This window comes from Streptomyces albipurpureus (assembly GCF_023701525.1).
Classification (GTDB): domain Bacteria; phylum Actinomycetota; class Actinomycetes; order Streptomycetales; family Streptomycetaceae; genus Streptomyces; species Streptomyces albipurpureus.
This window is the reverse complement of record NZ_JAMQAW010000024.1, coordinates 180,565-204,053: the sequence shown is the minus strand read 5'-3', so window position 1 is coordinate 204,053 and position 23,489 is coordinate 180,565. Positions and strand designations below refer to the sequence as shown.

At 70.2% G+C, this 23,489-nt stretch carries 20 protein-coding genes; 4 read left to right on the top strand and 16 right to left on the bottom strand.

Features of this window, described 5'->3' with window-relative positions; translation table 11 throughout:
• Positions 1-159 precede the first annotated feature (159 nt).
• Positions 160-351: a DUF1918 domain-containing protein gene (locus NBG84_RS19340; protein ID WP_250920750.1), complete on the top strand. Its 192-nt coding sequence runs from the start codon at positions 160-162 to the stop codon at positions 349-351.
• A gap of 254 nt (positions 352-605) precedes the next feature.
• On the opposite strand, the gene NBG84_RS19335 is transcribed toward NBG84_RS19340, so the two are convergent.
• Positions 606-1,889 (bottom strand): glycoside hydrolase family 10-like protein, encoded by a 1,284-nt coding sequence (locus tag NBG84_RS19335; protein ID WP_486679380.1) that lies wholly within the window; start codon positions 1,887-1,889, stop codon positions 606-608.
• 179 nt (positions 1,890-2,068) lie between these two features.
• Here NBG84_RS19335 and NBG84_RS19330 point away from each other — a divergent pair, with 179 nt between their 5' ends.
• Entirely contained in the window at positions 2,069-2,929 is an 861-nt protein-coding gene (locus tag NBG84_RS19330) for a 3-hydroxybutyryl-CoA dehydrogenase (RefSeq protein ID WP_250920748.1), read from the top strand.
• A gap of 48 nt (positions 2,930-2,977) precedes the next feature.
• Here the strand turns inward: NBG84_RS19330 and NBG84_RS19325 are convergent, their stop codons facing one another.
• The 10 genes from NBG84_RS19325 to infC form a co-directional block, all read right to left on the bottom strand.
• Entirely contained in the window at positions 2,978-3,508 is a 531-nt protein-coding gene (locus tag NBG84_RS19325; RefSeq protein WP_250920747.1) for an NUDIX hydrolase, read from the bottom strand.
• Between the two features lie 212 nt (positions 3,509-3,720).
• On the bottom strand, positions 3,721-5,061 hold the full coding sequence (locus NBG84_RS19320; RefSeq protein WP_250920746.1) for an NsdA family TPR-like regulatory protein: 1,341 nt from the start codon (positions 5,059-5,061) through the stop codon (positions 3,721-3,723).
• A gap of 285 nt (positions 5,062-5,346) precedes the next feature.
• Positions 5,347-6,357, bottom strand: coding sequence for a PP2C family protein-serine/threonine phosphatase (locus NBG84_RS19315; protein ID WP_250920745.1), 1,011 nt, complete (start codon positions 6,355-6,357; stop codon positions 5,347-5,349).
• 665 nt (positions 6,358-7,022) lie between these two features.
• Positions 7,023-9,560, bottom strand: coding sequence for a phenylalanine--tRNA ligase subunit beta (pheT, locus tag NBG84_RS19310; RefSeq protein WP_250920744.1), 2,538 nt, complete (start codon positions 9,558-9,560; stop codon positions 7,023-7,025).
• Complete coding sequence (gene pheS, locus NBG84_RS19305; RefSeq protein WP_250920743.1) at positions 9,560-10,699, bottom strand: phenylalanine--tRNA ligase subunit alpha; 1,140 nt, start codon at positions 10,697-10,699, stop codon at positions 9,560-9,562. The genes pheT and pheS overlap by 1 nt, the downstream gene beginning before the upstream one ends.
• A 182-nt stretch (positions 10,700-10,881) precedes the next feature.
• Positions 10,882-12,003 carry a sensor histidine kinase gene (locus NBG84_RS19300; RefSeq protein WP_250920742.1) on the bottom strand — a complete coding sequence of 374 codons (1,122 nt, stop codon included), beginning with the start codon at positions 12,001-12,003 and terminating at the stop codon, positions 10,882-10,884.
• Between the two features lie 115 nt (positions 12,004-12,118).
• Entirely contained in the window at positions 12,119-12,955 is an 837-nt protein-coding gene (locus tag NBG84_RS19295) for a TrmH family RNA methyltransferase (protein WP_250920807.1), read from the bottom strand.
• Between the two features lie 158 nt (positions 12,956-13,113).
• A complete protein-coding gene (gene rplT / locus NBG84_RS19290; RefSeq protein ID WP_006350245.1) occupies positions 13,114-13,500 on the bottom strand; it encodes a 50S ribosomal protein L20 in 387 nt (128 codons plus the stop codon).
• Positions 13,501-13,604: 104 nt separating this feature from the next.
• On the bottom strand, positions 13,605-13,799 hold the full coding sequence (gene rpmI / locus NBG84_RS19285; protein ID WP_250920741.1) for a 50S ribosomal protein L35: 195 nt from the start codon (positions 13,797-13,799) through the stop codon (positions 13,605-13,607).
• Positions 13,800-13,924: 125 nt separating this feature from the next.
• Positions 13,925-14,641 (bottom strand): translation initiation factor IF-3, encoded by a 717-nt coding sequence (infC, locus tag NBG84_RS19280; protein ID WP_250920806.1) that lies wholly within the window; start codon positions 14,639-14,641, stop codon positions 13,925-13,927.
• A 295-nt stretch (positions 14,642-14,936) separates the two neighbouring features.
• Here infC and NBG84_RS19275 point away from each other — a divergent pair, with 295 nt between their 5' ends.
• Entirely contained in the window at positions 14,937-15,341 is a 405-nt protein-coding gene (locus tag NBG84_RS19275) for a DUF1844 domain-containing protein (protein WP_250920740.1), read from the top strand.
• Positions 15,342-15,548: 207 nt separating this feature from the next.
• Here NBG84_RS19275 and NBG84_RS19270 read toward each other — a convergent pair whose 3' ends face one another.
• From NBG84_RS19270 to NBG84_RS41155, 3 genes are all read right to left on the bottom strand, one after another.
• The gene (locus tag NBG84_RS19270) at positions 15,549-16,286 is read right to left on the bottom strand and encodes an SseB family protein (RefSeq protein ID WP_250920739.1); all 738 of its coding nucleotides are present in this window, start codon (positions 16,284-16,286) and stop codon (positions 15,549-15,551) included.
• An 81-nt stretch (positions 16,287-16,367) separates the two neighbouring features.
• Complete coding sequence (mycP, locus tag NBG84_RS19265; RefSeq protein WP_250920738.1) at positions 16,368-17,537, bottom strand: type VII secretion-associated serine protease mycosin; 1,170 nt, start codon at positions 17,535-17,537, stop codon at positions 16,368-16,370.
• Positions 17,534-19,846 (bottom strand): hypothetical protein, encoded by a 2,313-nt coding sequence (locus NBG84_RS41155; protein WP_308312085.1) that lies wholly within the window; start codon positions 19,844-19,846, stop codon positions 17,534-17,536. The genes mycP and NBG84_RS41155 overlap by 4 nt, the downstream gene beginning before the upstream one ends.
• A gap of 187 nt (positions 19,847-20,033) precedes the next feature.
• Here NBG84_RS41155 and NBG84_RS19255 point away from each other — a divergent pair, with 187 nt between their 5' ends.
• The gene (locus tag NBG84_RS19255; RefSeq protein ID WP_250920737.1) at positions 20,034-21,236 is read left to right on the top strand and encodes an amino acid deaminase/aldolase; all 1,203 of its coding nucleotides are present in this window, start codon (positions 20,034-20,036) and stop codon (positions 21,234-21,236) included.
• 64 nt (positions 21,237-21,300) lie between these two features.
• Here the strand turns inward: NBG84_RS19255 and NBG84_RS19250 are convergent, their stop codons facing one another.
• Positions 21,301-22,083 (bottom strand): 3-oxoacyl-ACP reductase, encoded by a 783-nt coding sequence (locus NBG84_RS19250; RefSeq protein ID WP_250920736.1) that lies wholly within the window; start codon positions 22,081-22,083, stop codon positions 21,301-21,303.
• Between the two features lie 6 nt (positions 22,084-22,089).
• The gene (locus NBG84_RS19245) at positions 22,090-23,487 is read right to left on the bottom strand and encodes an aldehyde dehydrogenase family protein (protein WP_250920735.1); all 1,398 of its coding nucleotides are present in this window, start codon (positions 23,485-23,487) and stop codon (positions 22,090-22,092) included.
• Positions 23,488-23,489 lie beyond the last annotated feature (2 nt).

Sequence of the window (23,489 nt, the reverse complement as noted above, 5' to 3'; positions counted from 1 at the left end):
GTCGCCGGCATCGCCGAGAGCGGCTGACGTCCCACCCGGCGATCGGATCATGGCCCGGCGGGATGGCCGCCTCGGGTCGCGCGATCAGCCGATGGTGCGCCGCTCGCTGCCGGTCGTAGACTCAAAGACACGACACTGCCTGCAAGGAGGTCACCCTCGATGCATGCGAATGTGAGCGACAGGCTGGTGGTGCACGGTCGGATCGTGGGCCAGCACGACCGGATCGCCGAGGTCGTCGAAGTACTCGGCGAGAATGGCGATCCGCCGTACCGGGTGCGCTTCGAGGACGGGCACGAGACGGTGCTCTCGCCTGGTCCCGACACCATTGTCCAGCCGCACGAACCGGCTTGATCCACTCGCCTACTTGATCCACTCCTCGTCGGCCCCTGGCGCACCGGCATCGTCCGCCGTCGGCACCGGGGCGCTGGCACGACAGCGGATTCCGCAGGGCCGGCCCCGGGGACACCAGCGACAGCTCCCCCGGACCGGCTCCTACCCGCGACCTCGGTCCGGCCCGTTTCGTCACGGGTCGGGCCGTTGCCGCAACGGCCCGTCACCGCGATGGGCGAGTCGGGTCGGCTCCGGCGATGATCGCGGCCCCTGGGCTAGCGGCGCTCGCCTCCGCGCAGGACCGCTGGCCCTCCGTAGTGGTCGGCCACCACTCTGGCCATCGCCCCGTTCCGGTCCTTCGCCACTTCCCGGGCGGAGAAGAAGCAGTGCCCCTCCACCCGGTCGTAGCTCCGCGCCAACGTCAGATGCCGGGAGAGCTCGGCCGGGTCCTGCCAGGCCGCCGGCTGGGCCGGGTCACCCGCCTTGTAGAGCGCCTCACCGATGTAGAGGCTCACATCGGTGCCCTGGACCAGGTCGTTCCACCATGGGAGCACCTTGGCGTAGTCGGCGGCCGCGAACCCGATGTGCCAGTAGACCTGGGGAACGACATAGTCGATCCACCCCTGCTGGACCCATCGACGGGTGTCCGCGTGCAGATCGTCATAGGTCTCGATGCCCGCCCTGGTGTCGGAGCCGAGCGGATCGGTGGTCGCGTTGCGCCAGACCGCGAAGGGACTGATGCCAAAACGGACACCCGCCCTGGTCTCCTTGATCCGCTCGGACATCTCCCGGATCAACAGATCGATGTTGTCGCGCCGCCAGGCCGCCCGGTCAGCGAACTCACCCCCGTACCGGGCGAAGGCCTGATCGTCGTCGAAGCTCCGTCCGGTCACCGGATACGGGTAGAAGTAGTCGTCGAAGTGCACGGCATCGATGTCATAGCGGCGTACGGCATCGAGCATCGCGTCCTGGACGAAGGCACGAACCTCGGGCAGACCGGGGTTGTAGTAGAGCTTTCCGCCGTACGGGAGCACCCAGTCCGGGTGCTGGCGCGCGGGGTGATCGGCGGACAACCGGGTGGGATCCTCGTGCACCGCGACCCGATAGGGGTTGAACCAGGCGTGCAGTTCCAGCCCGCGGCGGTGCGCTTCGTCGACGGCGGTGCCGAGCGGGTCCCAGCCGGGGTTCTTGCCCTGGGTCCCCGTCAGCCAGTGGGACCACGGCTCGTGAGGGGATGGCCACAGAGCGTCCGCCGCAGGTCTGACCTGGAAGGCGACCGCGTTGAGACCGCGCTCGACGGCGGTGTCGAGATGGGCGAGCAGTTCGCCGCGCTGCTGGGTGGCGCTCAGACCGGATACGGACGGCCAGTCGCGGTTACTGACGGTCGCCAGCCACATACCGCGAAACTCCCGCACCTGTCCGCGTACCGTCCGCTCGCGCTGACCACCGGCTTCGGCGGCGGCGTCACCGGCGACCGTGACCCCGGCCAGCACTCCCGCGGCGGTGGCCATCAACCCCCTCCTACTGACAGACTCAACCAATCGTCCGATATGCCCCATATGACGTCCGTGCCTCTCGCTCTGCCGTGACCGCCGATCGCCTTATCGCATGGCTTCCCCGCCCCTGGCCGCTCTGTACACCGGTGTCCGCAGTAACGTCGGAGGGTCGAGGCCGGCACCGAAACCATACGGAGGCCGCGCCACCCCAGATCAGCGAAAGGCACGAGGTGACGGACACAATGGCCGACATTGCACGCGTCGGAGTGGTGGGCTGTGGCCAGATGGGCGCGGGCATCGCAGAGGTGTGCGCCCGCAGCGGCCTGGAGGTGAAGGTTGCCGAAACCACGGGAGAGGCCCTGGAGATCGGCCGTACCCGCCTGATCAACTCCCTCTCGAAAGCCGCCGAGCGCGGCAAGATCACTGAGGCCGAGCGGGACGAGACCCTGACGCGGCTGAGCTTCACCACCGACCTCGGAGAGTTCGCCGACCGCGATCTCGTCATCGAGGCCGTGGTGGAGAACGAGCAGGTGAAGACCGAGATCTTCCAGGTGCTCGACCAGGTGGTGACCCGGCAGGACGCCATCCTCGCCTCCAACACCTCCTCCATTCCCCTGGTGAAACTGGCGGTCGCCACCTCACGGCCGGACCAGGTCATCGGTATCCACTTCTTCAACCCGGCGCCGGTCCAACAGCTCGTTGAGCTGATCCCGGCGCTCACCACATCCGAGGAGACCATCAAGCGCTCGGAGGCCGTCGTCCAGCAACTGCTGAACAAGCACGCCATCCGCGCTCAGGACCGCTCGGGCTTTGTGGTGAACGCGCTGCTCATGCCCTATCTGCTCTCCGCGATCCGGATGTTCGAGTCCGGCATCGCCAGCCGGGAGGACATCGACAACGGCATGGAGCTGGGTTGCGCCCATCCCATGGGCCCGCTCAAGCTGGCCGATCTGATCGGCCTGGACACCGTGGCGTCAGTGGCGGACTCCATGTACGCCGAGTACAAGGAGCCGCTGTACGCCGCGCCCCCGCTGCTCCAGCGGATGGTGGACGCGGGGCGTCTCGGCCGTAAGACGGGCTCGGGCTTCTACTCGTACTCCTGACCCGTCGCCCTTCCCCGTGCGAGACGCCCCGGGCCCTCTCGGTCGCCCTCAGCCCAGGCGCAGTTGATGCAGCATCAACAGCCCGGCCGCCATGTTGGCGGCCGGGACCTCGCCGCGCGCGATCATGTCGGGCACCAGTTTCAGGGGCACCCACTCACGCCGTGAGGACTCGAAGTCGTCCTCGGGATGCCCGATGTAGGTGGCGCTGTCCGCCCAGTAGAGATGGTGTCGGGAGTCGGTGAGCCCGTTCGACGGCTCCACGGTCATCAGCGGTTTGAGCGGACCCGGGCGCCAACCCGTCTCCTCCTCCATCTCGCGAGCCGCCGCGCTCGCGATGTCCTCGCCGTCCTCGACGACCCCCGCGGCCAGCTCCCAACCCCAACTATCGGTGATGAAGCGGTGTCGCCAGAGCATCAGTACCTCGTTCGCCGAGTTGATCGCCGTTGCGATGGCGACGGGCCGCATCCTGATGAGGAAGTGGTCCAGATGCCGGCCGTCGGGGAGTTCGACGTCCGCGAGGTTGACGGTGAACCAGCGATTCTCATACACAGTTTGTTCATTAAGGTTCATCCACTGCACTGTTTCTGCCACCTTTCGACCAGTCGGTGGCAACATCGGAGCAGGCAGCGGGCCGGAGGGGAATCGGGCGGCGCCCAGGACCGGGCTGGATGGAACTGTTCCGGACACCCCGAGGCATACGGTCCCGCCAGACCGCTCGCTCCCCGTCCGCTGACGGTGGCACGGGCGCCACCACCGGGGTCATTCCCCGCGTGGCAACCGCAACGCCCGGATCACAGGGGCATGCGCAACGCGCCGTCGATCAGTTCGGCCGCTTCCTTGGCCTGCGTGGAATCGCTCACCACCAGTTGCTCCCGCACCGCTCGCAGCCGGTCCCGCAACCGCTGTGACTCCATCCCCCGCGCTTGCTCCGCCATCTCCGCCGCCGTCAGCGCGGCCCGATCGGCCTCTCCCCTGCGCAACTCGACCTGACAGAGCATCGCCAGCCGATGGACCCGGCCCCGGTCGTGCGCCGGTGCGCCCACGGCCGTCGCCGCATGGTCATGGGCGGCGTTCAGATCCCCGAGACTGAGCAGCGCCTCGGCGGCCTGCACATTGATCAGCCCCGGCTGGACGTAGCCGGTCTCATCCGGCTCACTGCGCGGCTGGATGCGCGCCGCCTCCTGCTCGGCGCGCTGGATGCAGCGCAGCGCCGCCGCGTGATCACCGAGCCGGGCGTACGCCTTGGCCTGCATCACCTGGAGATCGGACGCCAGAGCAGGAGTGATCTCACCGCCGGCGGCCCGTAGCGCCGCCTCCGCGAACGCCACCGCCTGCCGGTACTCGCCGAGGAACAGCGCCTGATTGACCAGCAGGGCGATCACATACGCGCCGAGCCCCCGGTCGTTACTGGCCTTGGCCAGCCGTAGCGCCTGGTGGAAGTAGCGTTGGGCGAGCCCATGCGCATCGGAGTCATAGGCGCAGATCCCGGCGACCGCGACCAACCCTCCGGCAGCCCGGTGGAGTTGACGGCCGAGCGCGTCGTTGTAGGAGCCGCGCAGCAGTGGTGCCGTCTCGACGTTGAGGAATCCGACGATCCGCGCCCGGGTCGCCATGCCGCCCGCCTTGCGATACATCAACTCATAGTGCGCCCGCGCGGCCCGCAGCGTGATGATGTCGGCCGGTGAGACACGGGTCTGCCCCGATCGCGACACATCCGCGTCCTCGGGCGGGTTCTCCCACTCCCATACGGGCATGACGGCGGGGGTACCGGTGACCGCGGGTGCCTCGATGATGTGCCGGCGCTGCTGCTCGTCCGAGCGCCAGAGGGCGGTGGCGCGTTCCACGAACCCGGTGAGCGGTGAGCCCGCCTCGATCGCCGCGCCCCCGTCCACACCAAGGCCGATGTCGCCCAGGGTGAGGGCGCGGCGCAAGCGCTCGGCGAGCACCTCGCAGATCAGATCCGGTACCTGGCCCCGCGGGCGCTGTCCCTTGAGCCACCGGGCCACCGCCGTGTGTTCGTACCGCAGGGACAGGCCCCTGGCGCGACCGGCCTGGTTGACCCGTGCGGCCAGGCCCGCGTGGGAGAAGCCAGCCTCGTCCAGCAAGGCGTCGAGCAGGGTGTTGGGCTGCATGGACCCCTCCGGAGGCTGAGTGCGCTCAGGGTAGTGGACGGGCGATTCACACGGGGTGTGAACGGAATGCCCCGACCGGTGGTGCGTGCACTCTGCCGGACCGCCCGGTGCGGTTGTTGACTGAGTTGCCTCTCCTGGAGGCGGCCGGACCACCGGGCTCCCCCTCGTACAGTGCGGTGGTTCTCGTTGGCGTCGTCTGCCCTGCCGGTCTGCCCGACACTCCGCGGCAGGGCGGACGACGCCGGCCGTACCGGTAGTCGACGATCAGTGCCCTGGGGGCGTCGGCTAGTGGTTGGAGGGCTCTCTACGGGGGCGGCGCGGTTCTTCCCCATACTGCGCCGACACCCGTGGGCGATCACTGCGCAGGACCAGCAGCGCCACATCGTCGGCGATCCGTCCACCGGTGTGCCGCAGCAGCTCCCCATGGACGGATGCGACCACGGCGGCGGGCGCGAGCGGCCCGTCGAGGTTCATCCGGGTCAAGAACGCCTCCAGCGCGAAGAAGTCCCCATCGGCGTTCCGCGCCTCGGCCGCACCGTCCGTGTGGAGGAACAACGCTTCGCCGGGCAGCAGCCGCTCTGCCCGGTACAGCGGCAACTCGGCGGGGAGCGGAAAGAGCCCCAGCGGAGGCAGCGGCTCGTCATACGCCAGTTGCCGCACCCCCTCGCCTAGTCGATAGGGCCATGGATGACCGCAGTTGAGCGTCGACAGACTGCCGTCCGTGCCGATCTCCAACAGCAGTACGGTGACGAACTCCTCCGCCGACTGTGCGTCCGGCTCCCCCGCGAAGGCGCCGTCCCGGGCGCGTTCTCTCAGGTAGCGCTGTACGGATCGATCCAACCGCCGTAGTACGCCGGCGAGTTCGGGTTCGTCGTGCGCGGCTTCCCGGAAGCTGCCCAGCACCACGGCGACCGCGTCGATCGCGGGAAGTCCATGACCACGGACATCGCCCATGACGATCCGTACGCCGTACGGCGTCGCCACCGCCTCATAGAGATCGCCGCCAATGGCCGCGTCACGGGTGGCGGAGAGCTGTCCCGCGGCGATCATCAGCCCATCGAGGCGGGCGGGCAGTGGGCGCAGCAGAACGCGCTGCGCCGCATGGGCGACCGCCCGCACCCGCCCCAGCTCATGGCCCAGTTCACAACGGACCCCGAGCACGAGCCCCGCACCCACGGTGGCCAGAAGGGACCCTTCGACGAAGCGTTCACTCAGACTCTCGGGGTGGCTCGGCGGCACCACCCGCCAGAGCAGCGCGGCGGCGCCACAGGCGATGGGGACTCCCAGCGGGAGCATGCGCCGCATCCGTACGCGTCGGGCCTGGACGCGTCCACCGGCCCGGGTGGTCCCCCTCCCCGCGGCAGAGCCCCGGCGGGGAGCCCAACCGCGGTTGCCCCTCGGTGTCGGCGTTTGATCAGAGCCGTGGGGCACCAGCGGTGGGGCCTGCCGGACCCGGAGCACGCTTCCCCGTCCGCCCCGGGCCCACCGCTTCGGGGTGAGCCATCGCAGGCCGGTGAGTCTCCTCGCCGGCCGGCCGGCGCTGGGCCGTGCACCGGTGGCGATCTCGACCGTTGGGGGACGTAAACCGCCCGAAGGCTGACCGGAGTCCATCGGTTTCCCTCTGGTCGACCACCAGAACCGTCGGCGCACGGCCGGTTCGGCGGTCGTGGCCGCGCTCCCCCGGCGCACGGCCGGAAGAAGAGGCAGAGACCTGCTGCGGATCATGTCGATGGTCCCCTCGGAAGGACCGGTTCGGCGCACTCGCCGCACGAACGGCCGGGACGATCCCACCGGCCGTCTGACTGACCGGTGATTCCGTCGATCGTCGCGGAACGGCGGGAACGCGGAGAACCGCGCCCTTCGTTCTCACCCAAATGAGTGAGGCCAGGGTGTTTCACATCGACAGGAGCGAGGGGCGCACCCGGTTGGCCGGATGCGCCCCTCGTCGGGTGATACAGCGGTCAGGCCCCCCGGAGCACCGCTCCGGTGTGCTCGGCGGCGCTCGCCACCGCGGTGTCGCGCGCGGCCGACGCCTCATCGACCGTCAGGGTGCGATCCGGCGCGCGGAACCGCAGCGCGTACGCCAGCGACTTCTTGCCCGCGTCGATCTGGTCGCCGGTGTAGACGTCGAAGAGCCGGATGGACTCCAGCAGTTCGCCAGCGCCAAGGGTGAGGAAGTGCTCCACGGCCGCGGCCGGGACGCCCTGGTCGACGACGAGTGCGACGTCCTGGGTGGCCACCGGGAAGGTGGAGATCCGAGGTGCGGTGAGCACCCCTTCGCCAGCCCGCTCCAGCAGGTCCAGATCGAGCTCCATGGCGCAGGTACGGGCGGGCAGCCCCAACGCCTTGACCACCCGGGGGTGAAGCTCGCCCGCGTGGCCGATGGAGGTCTTCACCCCGTCGATGGAGACGGACAGCTGGGCGCACCGGCCCGGGTGCCAGGGCCCGTACTGCGCCTGCTCGGCCACCAGTTCGGTGCCCGCCTCCTGGGCGAGCAGCCGGGCGGCCTGTACGGCGTCCGCCCAGTGGGCCGGATGTCCCTTGCCCCACCAGCCGGCCTGCTCGCGGGCGCCGGCCAGCACCACGGCTGCGTGCCGCGGCTGCAGGGGCAGTGCGGCGTCCAGTGCGGCGATCTCCGCATCGGTGGGCCTGCGGTCCACGGGCAGCGCACCGGCCGTCCGCGGCTCGGGCGTGGGGTGGAAGACCAGACCCGTCTCGAACAGGGCCAGATCGTGGCTACCGCGGCCGTCGTTGCGACGGAGCGCGCCGAGCAGTCCGGGCAGCAGTGTGGTGCGCAGCGCGGGCTCTTCGTCGGAGAGCGGGTTGACCAGCCTCACCAACCGGCGCGCCGGGTCGTCGGCGGGGAGGTCGAGCTGGTCGAGGACCGCCGCCCCGATGAACGGGTAGTTCAGCGCCTCCACATAGCCGGCTCCGGCGAGCACCCGGCCGATGCGGCGGTGCAGCCGCTGACGGTCGGTGAGCCCACGGCCGGATGTCGGCCTCGGGAGGGTGGAGGGCAGGTTCTCGTACCCCTGGAGCCGGATGACCTCTTCGGCGAGGTCGTTGGGCGCGGCGAGGTCGGGACGCCAGGAGGGGATGGTGACGACCAGTTCGTCCTGGCCGTAGACATCGCAGCCGACCTCCTGCAGCCGGCGTACGACGATCTCGCGCCCGTACTCCATGCCCGCCACCCGGTCGGGGTGGTCGGCGCGCATGGAGACCGTGCGTGGCGCCGAGGGGGAGATGACCTGGGTGACGCCGGCTTCGGCGGTGCCGGCGGCCAGCAGCACCAGCAGATCGACGGTGCGCTGTGCGGCGGCGGCTCCGGCCTGTGGGTCCACTCCGCGTTCGAAGCGCCGCGAGGCCTCGGATGAGAGCTTGTGGCGGCGGGCGGTGCGGGCGATGGCGACCGGGTCGAAGTGCGCCGCCTCGATCACGACGTCGGTGGTGTGCCGGGTGTCGCCGCCCAGCGTTTCGTCCACGGTCTCGGCGTGGTCGGCGATCTCGGTGTTGGCGCCGCCCATGACTCCCGCGAGGCCGATCGGCCCGCGGTCATCGACGATCACGAGGTCATCGGCGTCCAGGACGCGATGGACTCCATCGAGGGTGGTGAGCTTCTCGCCGGCCTCGGCGCGGCGGACTCCGATGGTCCCCTCGACCAGGGAGCGATCGTAGGCGTGCAGCGGCTGCCCCAGCTCCAACATCACGTAGTTGGTGATGTCGACGGCGAGCGAGATCGGACGCATCCCCGCCTTCTGCAGGCGACGCTTCAGCCAGATCGGTGAGCGTGCGTCGGGGTTGAGTCCGGTGACGGTACGCGCGGTGAAGCGGTCACAGCCGACCGGGTCGGCGACCTTGACCGGGTAGCCGTACGAGTTGGGTCCCGGCACATCGAGCAGTGCCGGGTCACGCAGCGCCAGCCCGTAGCCGATGGCGGCTTCGCGAGCGACGCCCCGCATGGAGAGGCAGTAGCCGCGGTCGGGGGTGACGGCGATGTCGAGGACCTCGTCGTACAGCTCCAGCAGTTCGACGGCGTCGATGCCGGGCTCGTACTCGGGCGGCAGGACGATGATGCCGTTCGTACCGTCGTCGCCCATGCCGAGTTCGTCGCCGGAGCAGATCATGCCGCGGGACATCCGGCCGTACGTCTTGCGCTCGGCGATCTGGAAGTCGCCGGGCAGCACGGCACCGGGGAGGGCGACGACGACCTTGTCGCCGACCGCGAAGTTGCGGGCACCGCAGATGATCTCCTGCAGTTCGCCCGTCGTGTTGGCCTGGCCCACATCCACCAGGCAGTGGCGGATGGGCTTCTTGAACTCGGTCAGTTCCTCGATGGCACGGACCTGGCCGACCACCAGCGGACCGGTGAGGCCGGCGCCGAGCTGTTCGACGGACTCGACCTCCAGGCCGGCCGCGACGAGCTTCGACTGAACGTCCCGGCCGGTCGCCGTCGCCGGCAGGTCGACGTACTCCCGCAACCAGGAAAGCGGGACCCGCATCAGATCTCCATCCCGAACGGCCGAGTGAACCGGACGTCACCCTCGACCATGTCTCGCATGTCCTCGACGTTGTGGCGGAACATCAGCATCCGTTCGATGCCGAACCCGAAGGCGAATCCGCTGTACTTCTCCGGGTCGACACCGCAGGCGACCAGCACCTTCGGATTGACCATCCCGCATCCGCCCAGCTCGATCCAGCCCTCGCTCGAGCAGGTGCGGCAGGGGCGGTCCGGGTTGCCGACCGACTCGCCACGGCAGACGTAGCACACCATGTCCATCTCGGCGGAAGGCTCGGTGAAGGGGAAGAAGTTCGGCCGCAGCCGGGTCTTCATGCCCTCGCCGCCGAAGAGCTCCTGGACCATGTGGTCCAAGGTGCCCTTGAGGTCGGCCATGGTCAGGCCCTCGTCAATGGCGAGCAGCTCGACCTGGTGGAAGACGGGGGTGTGGGTCGCGTCGAGCTCATCGGTGCGGTACACCCGGCCCGGGCAGATCACATAGACGGGGGGTTCGCGATCGAGCAGCGAACGGATCTGGACGGGTGAGGTGTGGGTGCGCAGCACCACGCCGGAGCCGGTGCTCCCGCCGGCCCGTGGTGAGTGCGCGCCCTCGACGAAGAAGGTGTCCGCCTCACCGCGCGCGGGGTGATCGGGGCCGATGTTCAGGGCGTCGAAGTTGAACCACTCCGCCTCGGCCTCGGGCCCCTCGGCGACCTCGTAGCCCATGGCCACGAAGACGTCCTCGATGCGCTCGGACAAGGTGGTCAGCGGATGCCGCGCACCGGCCGGGACCCGGTCGTAGGGCAGGGTGACATCGACCGCCTCCTCGACCAGTACCCGGGCGTCACGCTCGATCTCCAGCTCGACCTGGCGGGCGGCGAGCGCCTTGCTGACCGCACCGCGGGCCTGGCCCACGCGCTTTCCCGCCTCGGCCTTCGCCTGCGGCGGCAGTGCGCCGATCTCACGGTTGGCGAGCGCGAGCGGCGAGGTGCCGCCGGTGTGCGCGACCTTCGCGTGGGCGAGTGCGTCGAGGTCGCCGGCGGTGGCGAAGGCGGCGAGCGCCTCGTCCCGCATGCGCTCGATGACTTCCGGTTTCAGTGCCTCGACCTCGACAGGGTCATAGGACTTGTTGGGTGCCGACATCTCTTCCCGTGTTTCCGATTGGCTGGTGGCCGCGGCCCCCACTCGACGACTGGGACGTAAACGTGCCAAGGGTCGAGTCTAAAGGTCGCGGACGCTTGCTGTTCCGGGGGACCGCTCCAGGGCTCGTGTGACCGAAGCCGGAGACCGGGTGCCCGGTCACTCTCGATAGGCCCGTGGGCGGCTCAGGTCAGATAGGCCGGGGCGCCGACGGGCAGGATAAATCGGAACTCGGCGCCACCGCCCGGCCCCCGGCCGACGGTGATCGTGCCGCCGTGAGCCTCGACGATGCCCTTGACGATGTAGAGCCCAAGGCCCGTACCGCCGCGCTTGCTCCCCCGCCAGAAGCGGGTGAAGACACGGCCCATCGACTCCTCGGGGATGCCGGGGCCTTCGTCGCTCACGGTGACGGCCGTACCCTTCTCGTCGTCCTTCGCCGATGCCGGCGCCACCTCAATGGTGACGGTTCCCGCGCCGTGGCGCACCGCGTTTTCCAGCAGGTTGCCGAGCACCTGGTCGATCTTGTCGGGGTCGGCCCAGAGATCGGGCAGTTCATGGCCGATCCGGACGAAGAAGCGGTTGGGGCTCTGGCCGCTGGCTATGTGGGCCTGGACATGGCGTTCGACGGCGGCCGCCGCATCGACCGGCTGACGGCGCACCTCCAGCCGTCCGGAGTCGATACGGGAGATGTCGAGCAGTTCGGCGATCAGCCGGGTCACCCGGTTGGCGTCGGCGTCGACCGTTTCCAGCATCAGCCGCTTCTGGTCGTCGGTGAACCGTTCCCACTTGGCCAGCAGGGTCGCGGTGAACCCCTTGACGGAGGTCAGCGGGGAGCGCAGCTCATGGGCGACCGTGGCGATCAACTCGGCATGGCTGCGTTCGGTACGACGGCGGGCCTCGGTGCCCCGCAGGCTGATCACCAGCCGGTTGACGGGCCCGGTGGGAAAGGCACGTACATAACGGGCGGAGACAAGGACCTCACGGCCGCCGGGCAGCAGCAGATTGCGCTCCGGCTGGCCCACCCGGGTGGCGAGACCGCCGTAGGGGTTGGTCAGCGTCCACCAGCGGCGGCCCTTGAGGTCCTCCAGCGGTAGCGCGATGTCCAGGGAATGCCCCAGGGCGTCGGCCTGGGCGACGGCGGTGATCCGCACGGCGGCCTTGTTGAAGCAGATCACCCGGCCGCTCTCGTCGGCGACGACCAGGCCGTCGGGCAGGTCGTCGGGGTCGATGCCGAAGACCTCGGGATCGTCCGAAGGGCGCACCAATGGTGCGTGTGTCTTCGCGGACCCGCTCGTCCCGACAGTCATCCCCGTACCCCACCTCTCCGCCAACACAGTGGGCCCCCGAGCCCGTCACCCTACTAGCTGGACGTGACCGTGCGGAGCCCCTGAGCGGCACTCCCCCGGAGGTGAGTACCGCAGGTCATTGAGCGCCCCCGGCGCGCTGGGCGCGCGCGGAGGCATAGAGGCATACGGCTGCGGCGGTCGCCAGGTTCAGACTTTCTGCTTTTCCATGGATCGGGACGCGTACGACCGCGTCCGCGAGGTCCCTGATCTCGACCGGGAGCCCCCACGCCTCATTGCCGAAGATCCAGGCAGTGGGGCCGCTCATGGCACCCGCGTCGAGTTGGTCGTCGAGATCGTCGGCGCCCGCGCCATCGGCGGCCAGCACCCGGGCACCGGCGTCCTTGAGCCCTTGGACGGCCGTCTCGACGGGGACGCCGACCGCCACCGGCAGATGGAAGTGGGAGCCGACGGAGGCACGCACCGCTTTGGGGTTGTACAGGTCGACTGAGGCGTCGGTGAAGACGACGGCGTCGGCCCCCGCCGCGTCGGCGCAGCGGAGCACGGTGCCGGCGTTGCCGGGGTCGCGCACCTGCGCCAGAACGGCGATCAGCCGGGGTCGGGTCCGCACGATCTCCTCGAACGGGGAGTCCACGAAACGGCAGACCCCCACCATGCCCTGGGGGGTGACGGTGGTCGAGATGTCGGTGATCACTTCTTCGCCGGCGAGATGCACCCGGGCACCGGCGTCATACGCCGCGCTGATGATGTCCGCGTACCGCTCGGCTGCTTCCGGCGTGGTGAACAGCTCGCTGAGCGTGGCCAGGCCGCCGGCCCGGTGCCGGGCCGCTTCCCGTACGGACTGCGGCCCCTCGGCCAGGAACAGCCGGTCCTTGCCACGGAAGTTCCGCTTCGCGAGCCGTCGCGCGGCGGCGACCCGGGTGGAGCGAGGGGAGATCAACTCGGGGGCGGGCATGAACTCGCTTTCGGGTACGGGGTCGGGCGCGATGCCGGCACCGGGTGTCAGCACCGAGTGTCAGCACCGGGTGTCGGCGGCAGACCAGGGCCACAACGCACTCGGACCCGTAGGCCACAAGGGCCTACGGGTCCGGGACATCAGTCCGGACGCACCGCTCAGGCGGCGGCCTTCGGCGCGTTGACGTCGGCCGGGAGGGCCTTCTGCGCCACCTCAACGAGCGCCGCGAATGCGTTGGCGTCGTTGACGGCGAGCTCGGCGAGGATCTTACGGTCCACCTCAATGTTGGCGGCCTTCAGACCCTGGATGAGGCGGTTGTAGGTCATGCCGTTCTGGCGGGCAGCGGCGTTGATCCGCTGGATCCACAGCTGACGGAAGTCGCCCTTGCGCTTCTTGCGGTCGTTGTAGTTGTAGACCAGGGAGTGGGTGACCTGCTCCTTGGCCTTGCGGTAGAGGCGCGAACGCTGACCGCGGTAGCCGCTGGCCTGCTCCAGGATTGCCCGGCGCTTCTTGTGGGCGTTGACTGCCCGCTTGACGCGTGCCACTTGTTAACTCCTTGTAGCGGGGCCGTGGTTGTCGTCACACGACCCGAATTCGATTGGGTCCCGGTCCTGACGTTCCTTCGAGCTCCGTCACCGGAGCCGGAACGTCACTTGCCGAGAAGCTTCTTGATCTTCTTGGCGTCGCCCGGAGCCATCTCCGCGTTGCCGGAGAGGCGACGCGTCAGCGTGGACGGCTTGTGCTCAAGCAGGTGGCGCTTGCCGGCGCGCTCACGGAGCACCTTGCCAGTGCCGGTGATCTTGAAGCGCTTCTTGGAACCGCTGTGCGTCTTGTTCTTCGGCATCGCGCCGTATCTCCTCGTCAGTGGCGCTCCCCCGGTGCACGGGGGCACCGGCACACGGGAGCGTCAGATCTTGGTTATGGGTTCCGGGCGGGACCCGGGGTGCCGACGAGCGGCGACCCCTTCGGTCACGATTCGGAGGGCGTCTCGGCAGGCGCGTCGGCAGGCTCTTCCTCAGCCTGGACCCTCACGCCGGTTCGGTCTGCCTTGCGTGCGGCCTGGGCCTCACGCGCCTCGGCCATGGCCTCGGTCTTCTTCTTGTGCGGGCCAAGAACCATGATCATGTTCCGGCCGTCCTGCTTCGGGTTCGACTCGATGAATCCGAGGTCCTCGACATCGGAAGCGAGCCGCTGAAGCAGGCGGAAGCCAAGCTCGGGGCGGGACTGCTCACGACCACGGAACATGATCGTGATCTTGACCTTGTCGCCCTGCTTGAGGAACCGGACGACGTGACCCTTCTTGGTGTCATAGTCGTGCGGGTCGATCTTCGGCCGGAGCTTCATCTCCTTGATGACCGTGTGCGCCTGGTTCTTGCGCGCCTCACGGGCCTTCATGGCCGACTCGTACTTGAACTTCCCGTAGTCCATGAGCTTGCACACGGGCGGCCGGGCGGTCGCCGCGACCTCGACCAGGTCGAGGTCGTACTCCTGAGCCAGCTCAAGGGCCTTGGCGAGCGGGACAATGCCCACCTGCTCACCACTCGGACCGACAAGCCGTACTTCGGGAACGCGAATCCGGTCGTTGATGCGGGGCTCGGCGCTGATGGATCCTCCTCGGTAGCACCACGCGACTGTCTGGCAGATAGCCGCGTAACGTCTGCTTAATAACCAACCGAGCCGGAACATGAAAAATGCCCCGGGACGGGACACAGGCGGTAGCTCCGTGAATACCGGAACACCGCCGCGGTCTACCGCGGGGCGCACATCGGGCGACTTCCATCGTCCGTACGGAACGATGGGCACCGCCTGACCGGTGACCCGCTGCTCCAGGAGCAGCCAGGTGGGAGAATCGGAGCCTCCACTTGTGGGCTGGACACACACGTATCCAGCCGGTCGTCACACAAGGTTAGCAGCTCCACGGGGCAGGAGCTAACCGGCGGCCAGGGTCGGCCGCGGCGTGGCGGGGCATATCGTATGCGTCATGAGTGACGCGACACCCCTCCCCGAGCACGCCGAGCATCCGCAGACTGCCGACCAGGCTCCCGACTTCGACGCCCTGACCCGTGACATCGCGGAGGTTCCGGCCGTCGAGGTGATCGTCACGGTCGCGGTGAACCTGATGAGTGCCGCCGCCGTGAAGCTGGGCCTGGCCGCGGACGACACCGATGCCGGTGCCGGGTACAAGGACCTCGACGAGGCACGGAAGCTGGTGCATGCGCTGGCGGGGCTGCTGGACGCCAGCACCACCGAGATCAGCTCCTTCCACGCCGCTCCCCTGCGGGACGGTCTGAAGTCGCTCCAGCTCGCCTTCCGCGAGGAGTCGCTCGTGCCGGACGAGCCGGGCAAGGGCCCCGGGGAGAAGTACACCGGCCCGGTCTACGGCTGAGGGCTGTCCCCTGGTGCCTGCCGGGCGCGCGAGGACGGCTACGGCAGCTCCCCTGGGCCCCGCCCGCGCCGCGTTGTCTGAAGGACCGAATGCGCCCAGGATCAGGACACCGCTCGCCTGGTGATCCACCGCATCCGGCGCCGCACGCTGATCCGCCCCGGATCGCGGGAAAGGCCCTGCCCGGCAGCGCCTGAACTCACTTCCCGCTCACTTCCTGACGAACAAGGGCTCGCCCGAAGTGGTGGCCCCGACCGGCAACAGCGCCAGGTCGAGGCCCCGCACCAGGCGGGCCCTCAGCACGTCATGGCCCGCGAGCGCCTCGGCGACCCGGCGGACGGCTTCCGTCTGCGACGCGTTCGCCGCCAGCACCAGGGCCAGGGTCCCGTCGCTGTCCGCGCCGCCGCGCACCAGTTGGGCGCGGACCACCGCGGGCTCCGCGGCCACCGTCTGGCGCACCGCCTCCGTGACCGCGGGGTCATCGAGCGGATCGGTGCTGGTCCGCCCCTCGGCCAGCGCGCGCAGCGCGGCCCCGCTCAGCTGGAAGGGGACCGGCCCGGCCAGATCGAGGACCAGGGTGTCGGCCTTCTCGTGCCCGGCCGCTCGCAGCGCCTGGTGCAGGGGGACGGCCACCGGCCGGGCCGCCGCGTCCCAGCGGGCCAGTGATTCCAGCGAGGTGAAGGCGGGGAGCGCACGGCGATCACCGGCAGTGAGGGTGGGGACGGCCATATCGCTGGTCTTCTCGCGGCGCAGCCCGGACTCATCGACCTCGACCTCGCCCAGGACGGCCACGATGGGGACCAGGAGCCGCGCGCTTTGGAGGGCTTCCAGCACCGGGGTCACCGCCGTACGGTCCTGGGACCAGGCGGCGAGCGCCGCGGCGAGCCGGGGGTCGGCAGTGCCGTCGTCGTCGGAGAAACCGGGGTCGGGAATGTTCTTGAGCGCCACGCGCCGAGCCTAGTTCCTCCCCCGAGGCCCCCGCGCTCCGGGTGGTGGCTCCCGGTCGCCTGCCCCGGGCCGGGAACGGCGCTAGACCAGATCGTCCTGGTCGGCGCGCCACAGGACCACCGCACCCACCAGGACCAGGGCGCCGACGCCGCCCGCGAGGGGGGCGAGCCAACCGACCGACGCGTGCTCGGGCTCGGGTACCTGCGGGCCGGGGCCGAAGTACTTCTTGGTGTAGCCCTCGGTCACCCGCCTGGGGTCACGGGGCCGTAGCGCCTTGGCCGCGTCGATCGCCGCCGCCGGGTCCACCATCCCGTTCCCCCGCGCGTCGTCGCGGCCGCCCTGGGGACGGTCTCGGGCAGTGTCCGCGAGCAGCTTCTTCACCTGGGCCGGGCTCAGATCGGGATGGGCCGCACGCACCAGGGCGACTGCTCCGGAGACGAACGCGGCGGCGGCGCTGGTCCCCCAGCCCTCGTAGTACTTGCGGTCCGGGTCGGGGATCACGATGTCGACTCCGGGCGCGCTGACCGTGGCGTACCAGCGCTGGGTGGAGAAGGAGGCGTGGGTGCCGAAGCGGTCGACCGCCGTCACGGCGATCACTCCGGGGTAGGCGGCGGGGTAGGAGATGCGGTCGCCCTTCTCGCCGCCGTTGCCGGCGGAGGCCACGACCACGGAGCCTTTGCCGAGCGCGTACTGCACGGCCGCGTCCTCGGTGGCCTCGGGGTGTGCCGACTCGCTGTCGTCGCCGAGGGAGAGGTTGATGACATCGGCGCCCTGGTCGGCGGCCCAGCGGATGCCTTGGGCCAGTGCGGTCCCCCGCGAGCTGCGGGCCTTCTCCCGCGCCGGGTCGGTGCCTTCGAGTATGACCCGCACCGGAAGGACCCTGGCCTTGGGCGCGATGCCCATGACACCGTCGCGGTCGCCGGGGCCACGGCCGTGCGCCGCGATGATGCCCGCCATGGCCGTGCCGTGCCGGGCCCAGGAGCGGTCGCCACGCCCCGCGCCGAAGCCTATGAAGTCCTTGCCCGGAAGGACATTGCCCTCAAGGTCGGGGTGTTGGTCGTCCACACCCGTATCCAGCACGGCCACGGTGACGCCCTCGCCCTGGGTGGTCCGCCACGCGTGATCGGTGTTGAGCGCTTCGAGGCCCCACTGCTGGGGCCTTATCCCATCGGCGTGGACCGGAGCCGCTGGCAGGAGGACAAGGGCAGCGGCTCCCACCAGAGCGGCGAGGCGGTGGCGTGTTCTGCTCATTGCGGTGGCTCCGCTGTAGTGCTGAGGGCCCGAAGGAGCGCGCGTTCGACACCGTCCGCTATGCCGTCGGCCTCGTGCCCCAGACCGGCTTGTGCGGGTGCGGTGGTCCCGCGAGCGGACTGGGCGACCGTCGCGGGCTGGGGGTCATCGACCTTGCGGCCGTCGGCGAAGCCGGACACCGCGTAGACGACGACCGGCACATCGGTGCGGATGGTGATGGTCCAACTGGCGCGCTGGCGGTCACCGAAGCGGGAGGCGACCGTTCCCGGCACGGCGAAGGTGCGGGGCAGCAGATCGGTTCGCTTGGCGAGTCCCTCGTTGCCGAACCGGGTCTTCAGGGTCTTCATGGTGGCCATGTCGCCCTCGGTGAAGACCAGACCGACGGTGGTGACATAGCTGGAGGTGGCGTCGGTGTAGGTCGCCCGCAACACCCGGACACAGCCGACCGGCTGGAGGGTGGTGACCAGAAGGGGGTCGAGGGTTGCGGCGCAGTTGCTGTCGGCGGCGACGGCCAGCCGTGACCAGAGCCGATCCGCCTTGCCCGGCCCCGCGCCCTTGCCGTGGATCGAGCGGGGGAAGAGCGTGTCCACGGGAACGCTGTGCCACAACGTCCGTGCCTCGGTGAACCCGTTGTCGGCCGCGGTATCGGCGCTGGAGTCCTCGGTGAGCCAACTGCCGGTGACCGCTCCACCGATCAGTCCGAGCCCCAACACCACACAGGCGAGGGCGCCGATGGTGCGCAGCGGGCGGCGGGGCCTCACCAGCCGCAGCAGGGGGGCGTTGTCGGTGGAACTCTCCGGCGGCGGCCAAGCCGGGCTCGGTGGGTAGGCGGCGAACCCGGCGGGCTGCGGTTCCACGGTCGCCCACTCGCTCGGCAACGGGGAATCGCGCACCGGGCGGAGCCGAGCGGTGCTCTCGGTGGAGCTCTCCGGTGGCAGGGCTCCCGCGGATCGCAGTGCCGGGCGCTCCGCGAGGGTACCGAAGGCCTTGTCGGCGGTGGCGGCTCCGGGGGGCTGGGACCCGGCGGTATCCGGCGTGGTGGCGGTCCGCGAGGACGGATCGGAGATCCGCCGCTGGGAGGAGTCCTGTCGGACTGGGTTTTCTCGCGCCGCGCTCTGCTGGGCTGGGCTCCGGTGTGCTGTGTTCTGCCGCGGTGCGCTCTGTCGCGCTCCGCGGAGGTGGTCCGTGGGGTCGGGCGACCGGTTGGGGGCCGGTCGGACGGTCGGACGCGGTGGGGCAGCGGGCTGCGGTGGTATGGCGCCGGACTCGGCGAGGAGTACGGGAGTCGTCCGCTGCGGGGGATGGTCACCGGGCGCGGGCGGTGCGCCGGCTGGTGGCGTGGGGGACCCGTCCGGATCTTCCCCACTGCCCGGTGTCACCGTGGGGCGGTCCCGCAGCGCGCCGCGCGCTTGTCGGGGCGTGGCCGCCCCCAGCTCGCGGCGCAGGAGGCGGGTGTCGGCGTCCACACCGTTCGATGGCCCGTCGTCCGGCCTCCTCGACGTCCTGGCGGGCCGGGCCGAGCGGGGGTCGCCGGTGGGTGTGGGTGGCTTCGGTGGGGGTGGCGGCGGAGCGTCGCCCGAGGGCGGCGGGGAGCCGGTGGGCGCGGTTGCCGAATCGACCCTGCCGCCCCTTTGCCCGGTCTCGATCCGCTGCCCGGTGGCACAGAAGCACCCGGGCTCGCCGGCCGGGCAGTAGGGGTTGGGCGTCGCTGGAGCGCCGAGGGGGAGTGTCTGGCCGTTGGAGCGCGGGCCGCCGGTGGAACAGGTGCAGCCCGGGACACCGCAGGGCGACGCGTCATAGCCGAAGGCGGCCGGTGCCGGGTCGGAACCGTAGGCATCGCCCACCCCGCAGTCTGGGCAGGTACACGCCAACTCGGTGCCTGGCGTCACCGCACGGGCCTCACCTTCCCCCCGGCAGCCGGCGCATGAGCACACGCCGGCGGGCCCGGAACCCGTCGAGGAACCACCGGCGGGCGGTTGTGCGCCCCTCCCGGACGGGCCCTCGCCCCGGCTCAACTGGCGGGTCTCCACATCGGATTGCCCCGGGAGCAACGGGATGGCGAAGGGGCGCGCGGAGTCCGGGGCGGCTGCCCGGCGAGACGGGGAGGCATCCGCAGAACCGTCTTCTCCCGACTGGTCGGAAGGCATCCCGTCAGCCTGCCCGTCGGGCGGCAGCAGATCGGTGATTCCGGAGGCGCGCAGCGCCCGGGAGGACTGCTCCTGGGGGACCAGCGCATCGGTGATGCGGGATGGGGCCTGGGGTTCGGACGAGTCTTCGGGGACGGGCGGGGGCTGCGCCTCCGTACTCATCGAGCCCCCCGATTCTCAGCTACGTACCACCGACGGGCACGCTGCTGCAGGCAGGCGCGTCGGTCACCACTTCGTCGTCACTCTACGGGTTGAAAGCCACCGCACGGCACCGTCCCACCGGCTCCGTGGGGATCTGCCCAGAACATCCCCTCTACCGATCGGTAGCCTCCTCTGGCAGGCTCGGGCCATGATCCCCCGTGCCGCTGACCGGGCCCGCTTCAACCGGGCCACCGCCGGTCTCGATGCTCCACTCGCCGTCGTCGATCTCGATGCCTTTGACGCCAATGCCGATGACCTGGTGCGTAGATCGGGCGGCAAACCGCTGCGGATCGCGAGCAAGTCCGTGCGCTGTCGTGCGCTGTTGGAGCGGGCGCTCGCACGGGATGGTTTCGCCGGTGTCATGTCCTTCACCCTGGCCGAGTCGCTGTGGCTGGCCCGCGCGGGTTTCGACGATGTGCTCCTCGCCTATCCGTCCGCGGACCGGTCCTGCTACGCCGAGTTGGCCGCCGATCCGCAGCTGGCGGCGGCCGTGACCGTGATGGTCGACGACACGGCGCAGCTGGACCTGATCGATGGGGCGCGCGCCGGTGGCGGGGAGGAGATCCGGGTCTGTCTGGAGCTGGACACGGCACTGCGGCTGTTCGGTGGCCGAGTGCGGATCGGGGCCCGCCGCTCACCGCTGAGTGAGCCGGCCCAGCTGGCGGATCTGGCGCGTTCGGTGGTGCGCCGCCCGGGGTTTCGCCTGGTGGGGGTGATGGCGTACGAGAGTCATATCGCTGGCGTCGGTGACTCCTACGCGGGGCACCCGGTGCTCTCGCACACGATCCGGGTGATGCAGCGGGTCTCCCGCGCCGAGCTGGCGGTACGCCGGGCGGAGGCGGTGCGGGCCGTCCGGGCGGTGGCGCCGGACCTGGAGTTCGTCAACGGCGGTGGCACCGGCAGCGTGCAGCACACGGCGGGCGAGGACGCGGTGACCGAGGTCGCGGCCGGTTCGGGGCTCTATCTGCCGCGGCTCTTCGATGACTACAGCTCGTTCTCCGGCCGTCCGGCGGCGCTCTTCGCACTGCCCGTGGTCCGTCGCCCCGGAGTGGGTGCGGTGACGGTACTGGGCGGCGGCTACCCGGCGTCGGGGGCGGCGGGAAAGGACCGGCTGCCCGTGCCCTATCTACCGCAGGGGCTGCGCTTCGACGGGCGTGAGGGCGCGGGCGAGGTCCAGACTCCGCTGCTCGGGTCGGCCGCCGACGATCTCCTGATCGGCGACAAGGTGTGGTTCCGCCACGCGAAGGCAGGCGAGCTGTGTGAGCGTTTCCCGGTACTGCACCTCATCGAGGGTGACCGGGTGACGGGGACGGTCGCGACCTACCGCGGCGAGGGCCGCACCTTCCTTTGAGACCTTCGGGAAAGCGCCCGCCCGGGGCAGTGGTCGTCCCAGCGCGCCGGGCGGGCACCGCAGCTCAGAGCGGGGTGACGTACGCCCCGGAGATCCCGCCGTCCACCAGGAAGTCGGTCGCGTTGACGAAGGAGGAGTCGTCGCTGGCGAGGAAGGCGACGGCAGCGGCGATCTCATGGGCCTCGGCGAACCGCCCGACGGGGATGTGCACCAGTCGTCTGGCGGCCCGCTCCTGGTCCTTGGCGAACAGCTCCTGGAGCAGGGGGGTGTTGACCGGCCCGGGGCAGAGCGCGTTGACCCGGATGCCCTCGCGGGCGAACTGGACGCCGAGTTCACGGGACATCGCGAGCACACCGCCCTTGGAAGCGGTGTAGGAGATCTGGGAGGTCGCGGCACCCATGATCGCCACGAAGGAGGCCGTGTTGATGATGGAACCGCGGCCCTGGCGCTGCATATAGGGGATGGCGGCCTTGCAACAGAGATAGACCGAGGTGAGGTTGACGTCCTGGACCCGCCGCCACGCCTCGATGCCGGTGGTGAGGATCGAGTCGTCCTCGGGGGGTGAGATACCCGCGTTGTTGAAGGCGACGTCCACCGAGCCGTAGGTGTCGTGCGCCGCCTTGAACAGCGCCTCGACCTGCTCGGCGTCCGTGACGTCGACGCGTACGAAGGTGCCGCCGACGTCGTCGGCCGCCGCCTTGCCCGCTGTCTCGTCGATGTCGCCGCAGACGACGTTCGCACCTTCGGAAGAGAGTCGGCGGGCCGTGGCGAGGCCGATGCCGCTGCCGGCGCCGGTGATGACCGCGGTACGGCCGACCAGGCGGCGGCACACAGGGGTTTCGGTCATGGGTGGTCAGACCTCCTGAACTCGTGGCGTGCTGCTGAAGAAGACGTTTTTTGTCTCGGTGAACGCGGTGAGGGCGTCGGGGCCGAGTTCACGGCCGAAGCCGGACTGTTTGTAGCCGCCGAAGGGGGTCCAGTAGCGGACGCTGCTGTGGGAGTTGACGGAGAGATTGCCGGCGGCGACCGCACGGGAGACCCGAATGGCGCGGCCCAGGTCCCGGGTCCAGAGGGAGCCGGAGAGTCCGTACTCGGTGGCGTTGGCGAGCCGGATCGCGTCGGACTCGTCATCGAAGGGCAGTACGGCGGCGACCGGTCCGAACACCTCCTCAACGGCGGCCGGTGCATCGGCGGCGATATCGGTGAGGACGGTCGGGGGGAACCAGAAGCCCGGCCCCTCGGGGGCCGTACCGCGAATGCCGGGCAGTTCGTCGGGGACGTAGGAGCGCACCCGGTTGAGCTGGGCCTGGGAGATCAGCGGGCCCATCTGCGTCTTCTCATCGGCCGGATCTCCCACGGCGATGGACTCGATGGCCGGAGCGAGCAGTTCCAGGAAGCGGTCGTAGACCGGACGCTGCACCAGGATGCGGGTGCGGGCGCAGCAGTCCTGTCCGCTGTTGTCGAGAAAGGACATGGGGGTGGCGGCGACGGCGGCTTCGAGATCGGCATCGGAGAAGATGATGTTGGGGCTCTTGCCGCCGAGTTCCAGGGTCACCCGCTTCACCCGCTCCGCGCATCTGGCCATGATGGCCTTGCCGACCCGGGTGGAACCGGTGAAAACGATCTTCGCGACTCCGGGGTGCTCGACGAGCGCGCCGCCCGCGACGTCGCCGGCGCCCGGCAGGACCTGGAAGAGGTGCTCCGGAAGGCCGGCTTCGAGGGCGATCTCCGCCAGCCGCAGCGCGGTCAGCGGGGTCGTCTCGGCGGGTTTGAGGAGTACGGCATTGCCGGCGGCGAGAGCCGGAGCCATGCCCCAGGCGGCAATCGGCATGGGGAAGTTCCAGGGCGCGATGACCCCGATGACCCCGAGCGGTTCCAGGATCGTGATGTCCAGACCGCCGGGGACCGGGATCTGTCGGCCGCTGAGCCGTTCCACTCCCCCGGCGGCGAAGTCGAGCAGATCGCGTACGTTGCCGGCCTCCCAGCGGGCGTTGCCGATGGTGTGTCCGGCTTGAAGCACCTCCAGCCGGGCGAGTTCCTCGATCCGCTCATCGACGGCGATGGCGAAGCGGCGGAGCAGCCGGGCTCGGTCGGCTGGCGCGAGGGCCGCCCAGCGCTGTTGGGCGCCGGCGGCGAGGAACACCGCCGCGTCGACCTCATCGGGCGTGGTCGCCGGGACGCTACGGACGAGTTGGCCGGTGGCGGGGTTGAGGACTTCATGGTGTGACGCGTACGGCAAGACATTCCTCACGT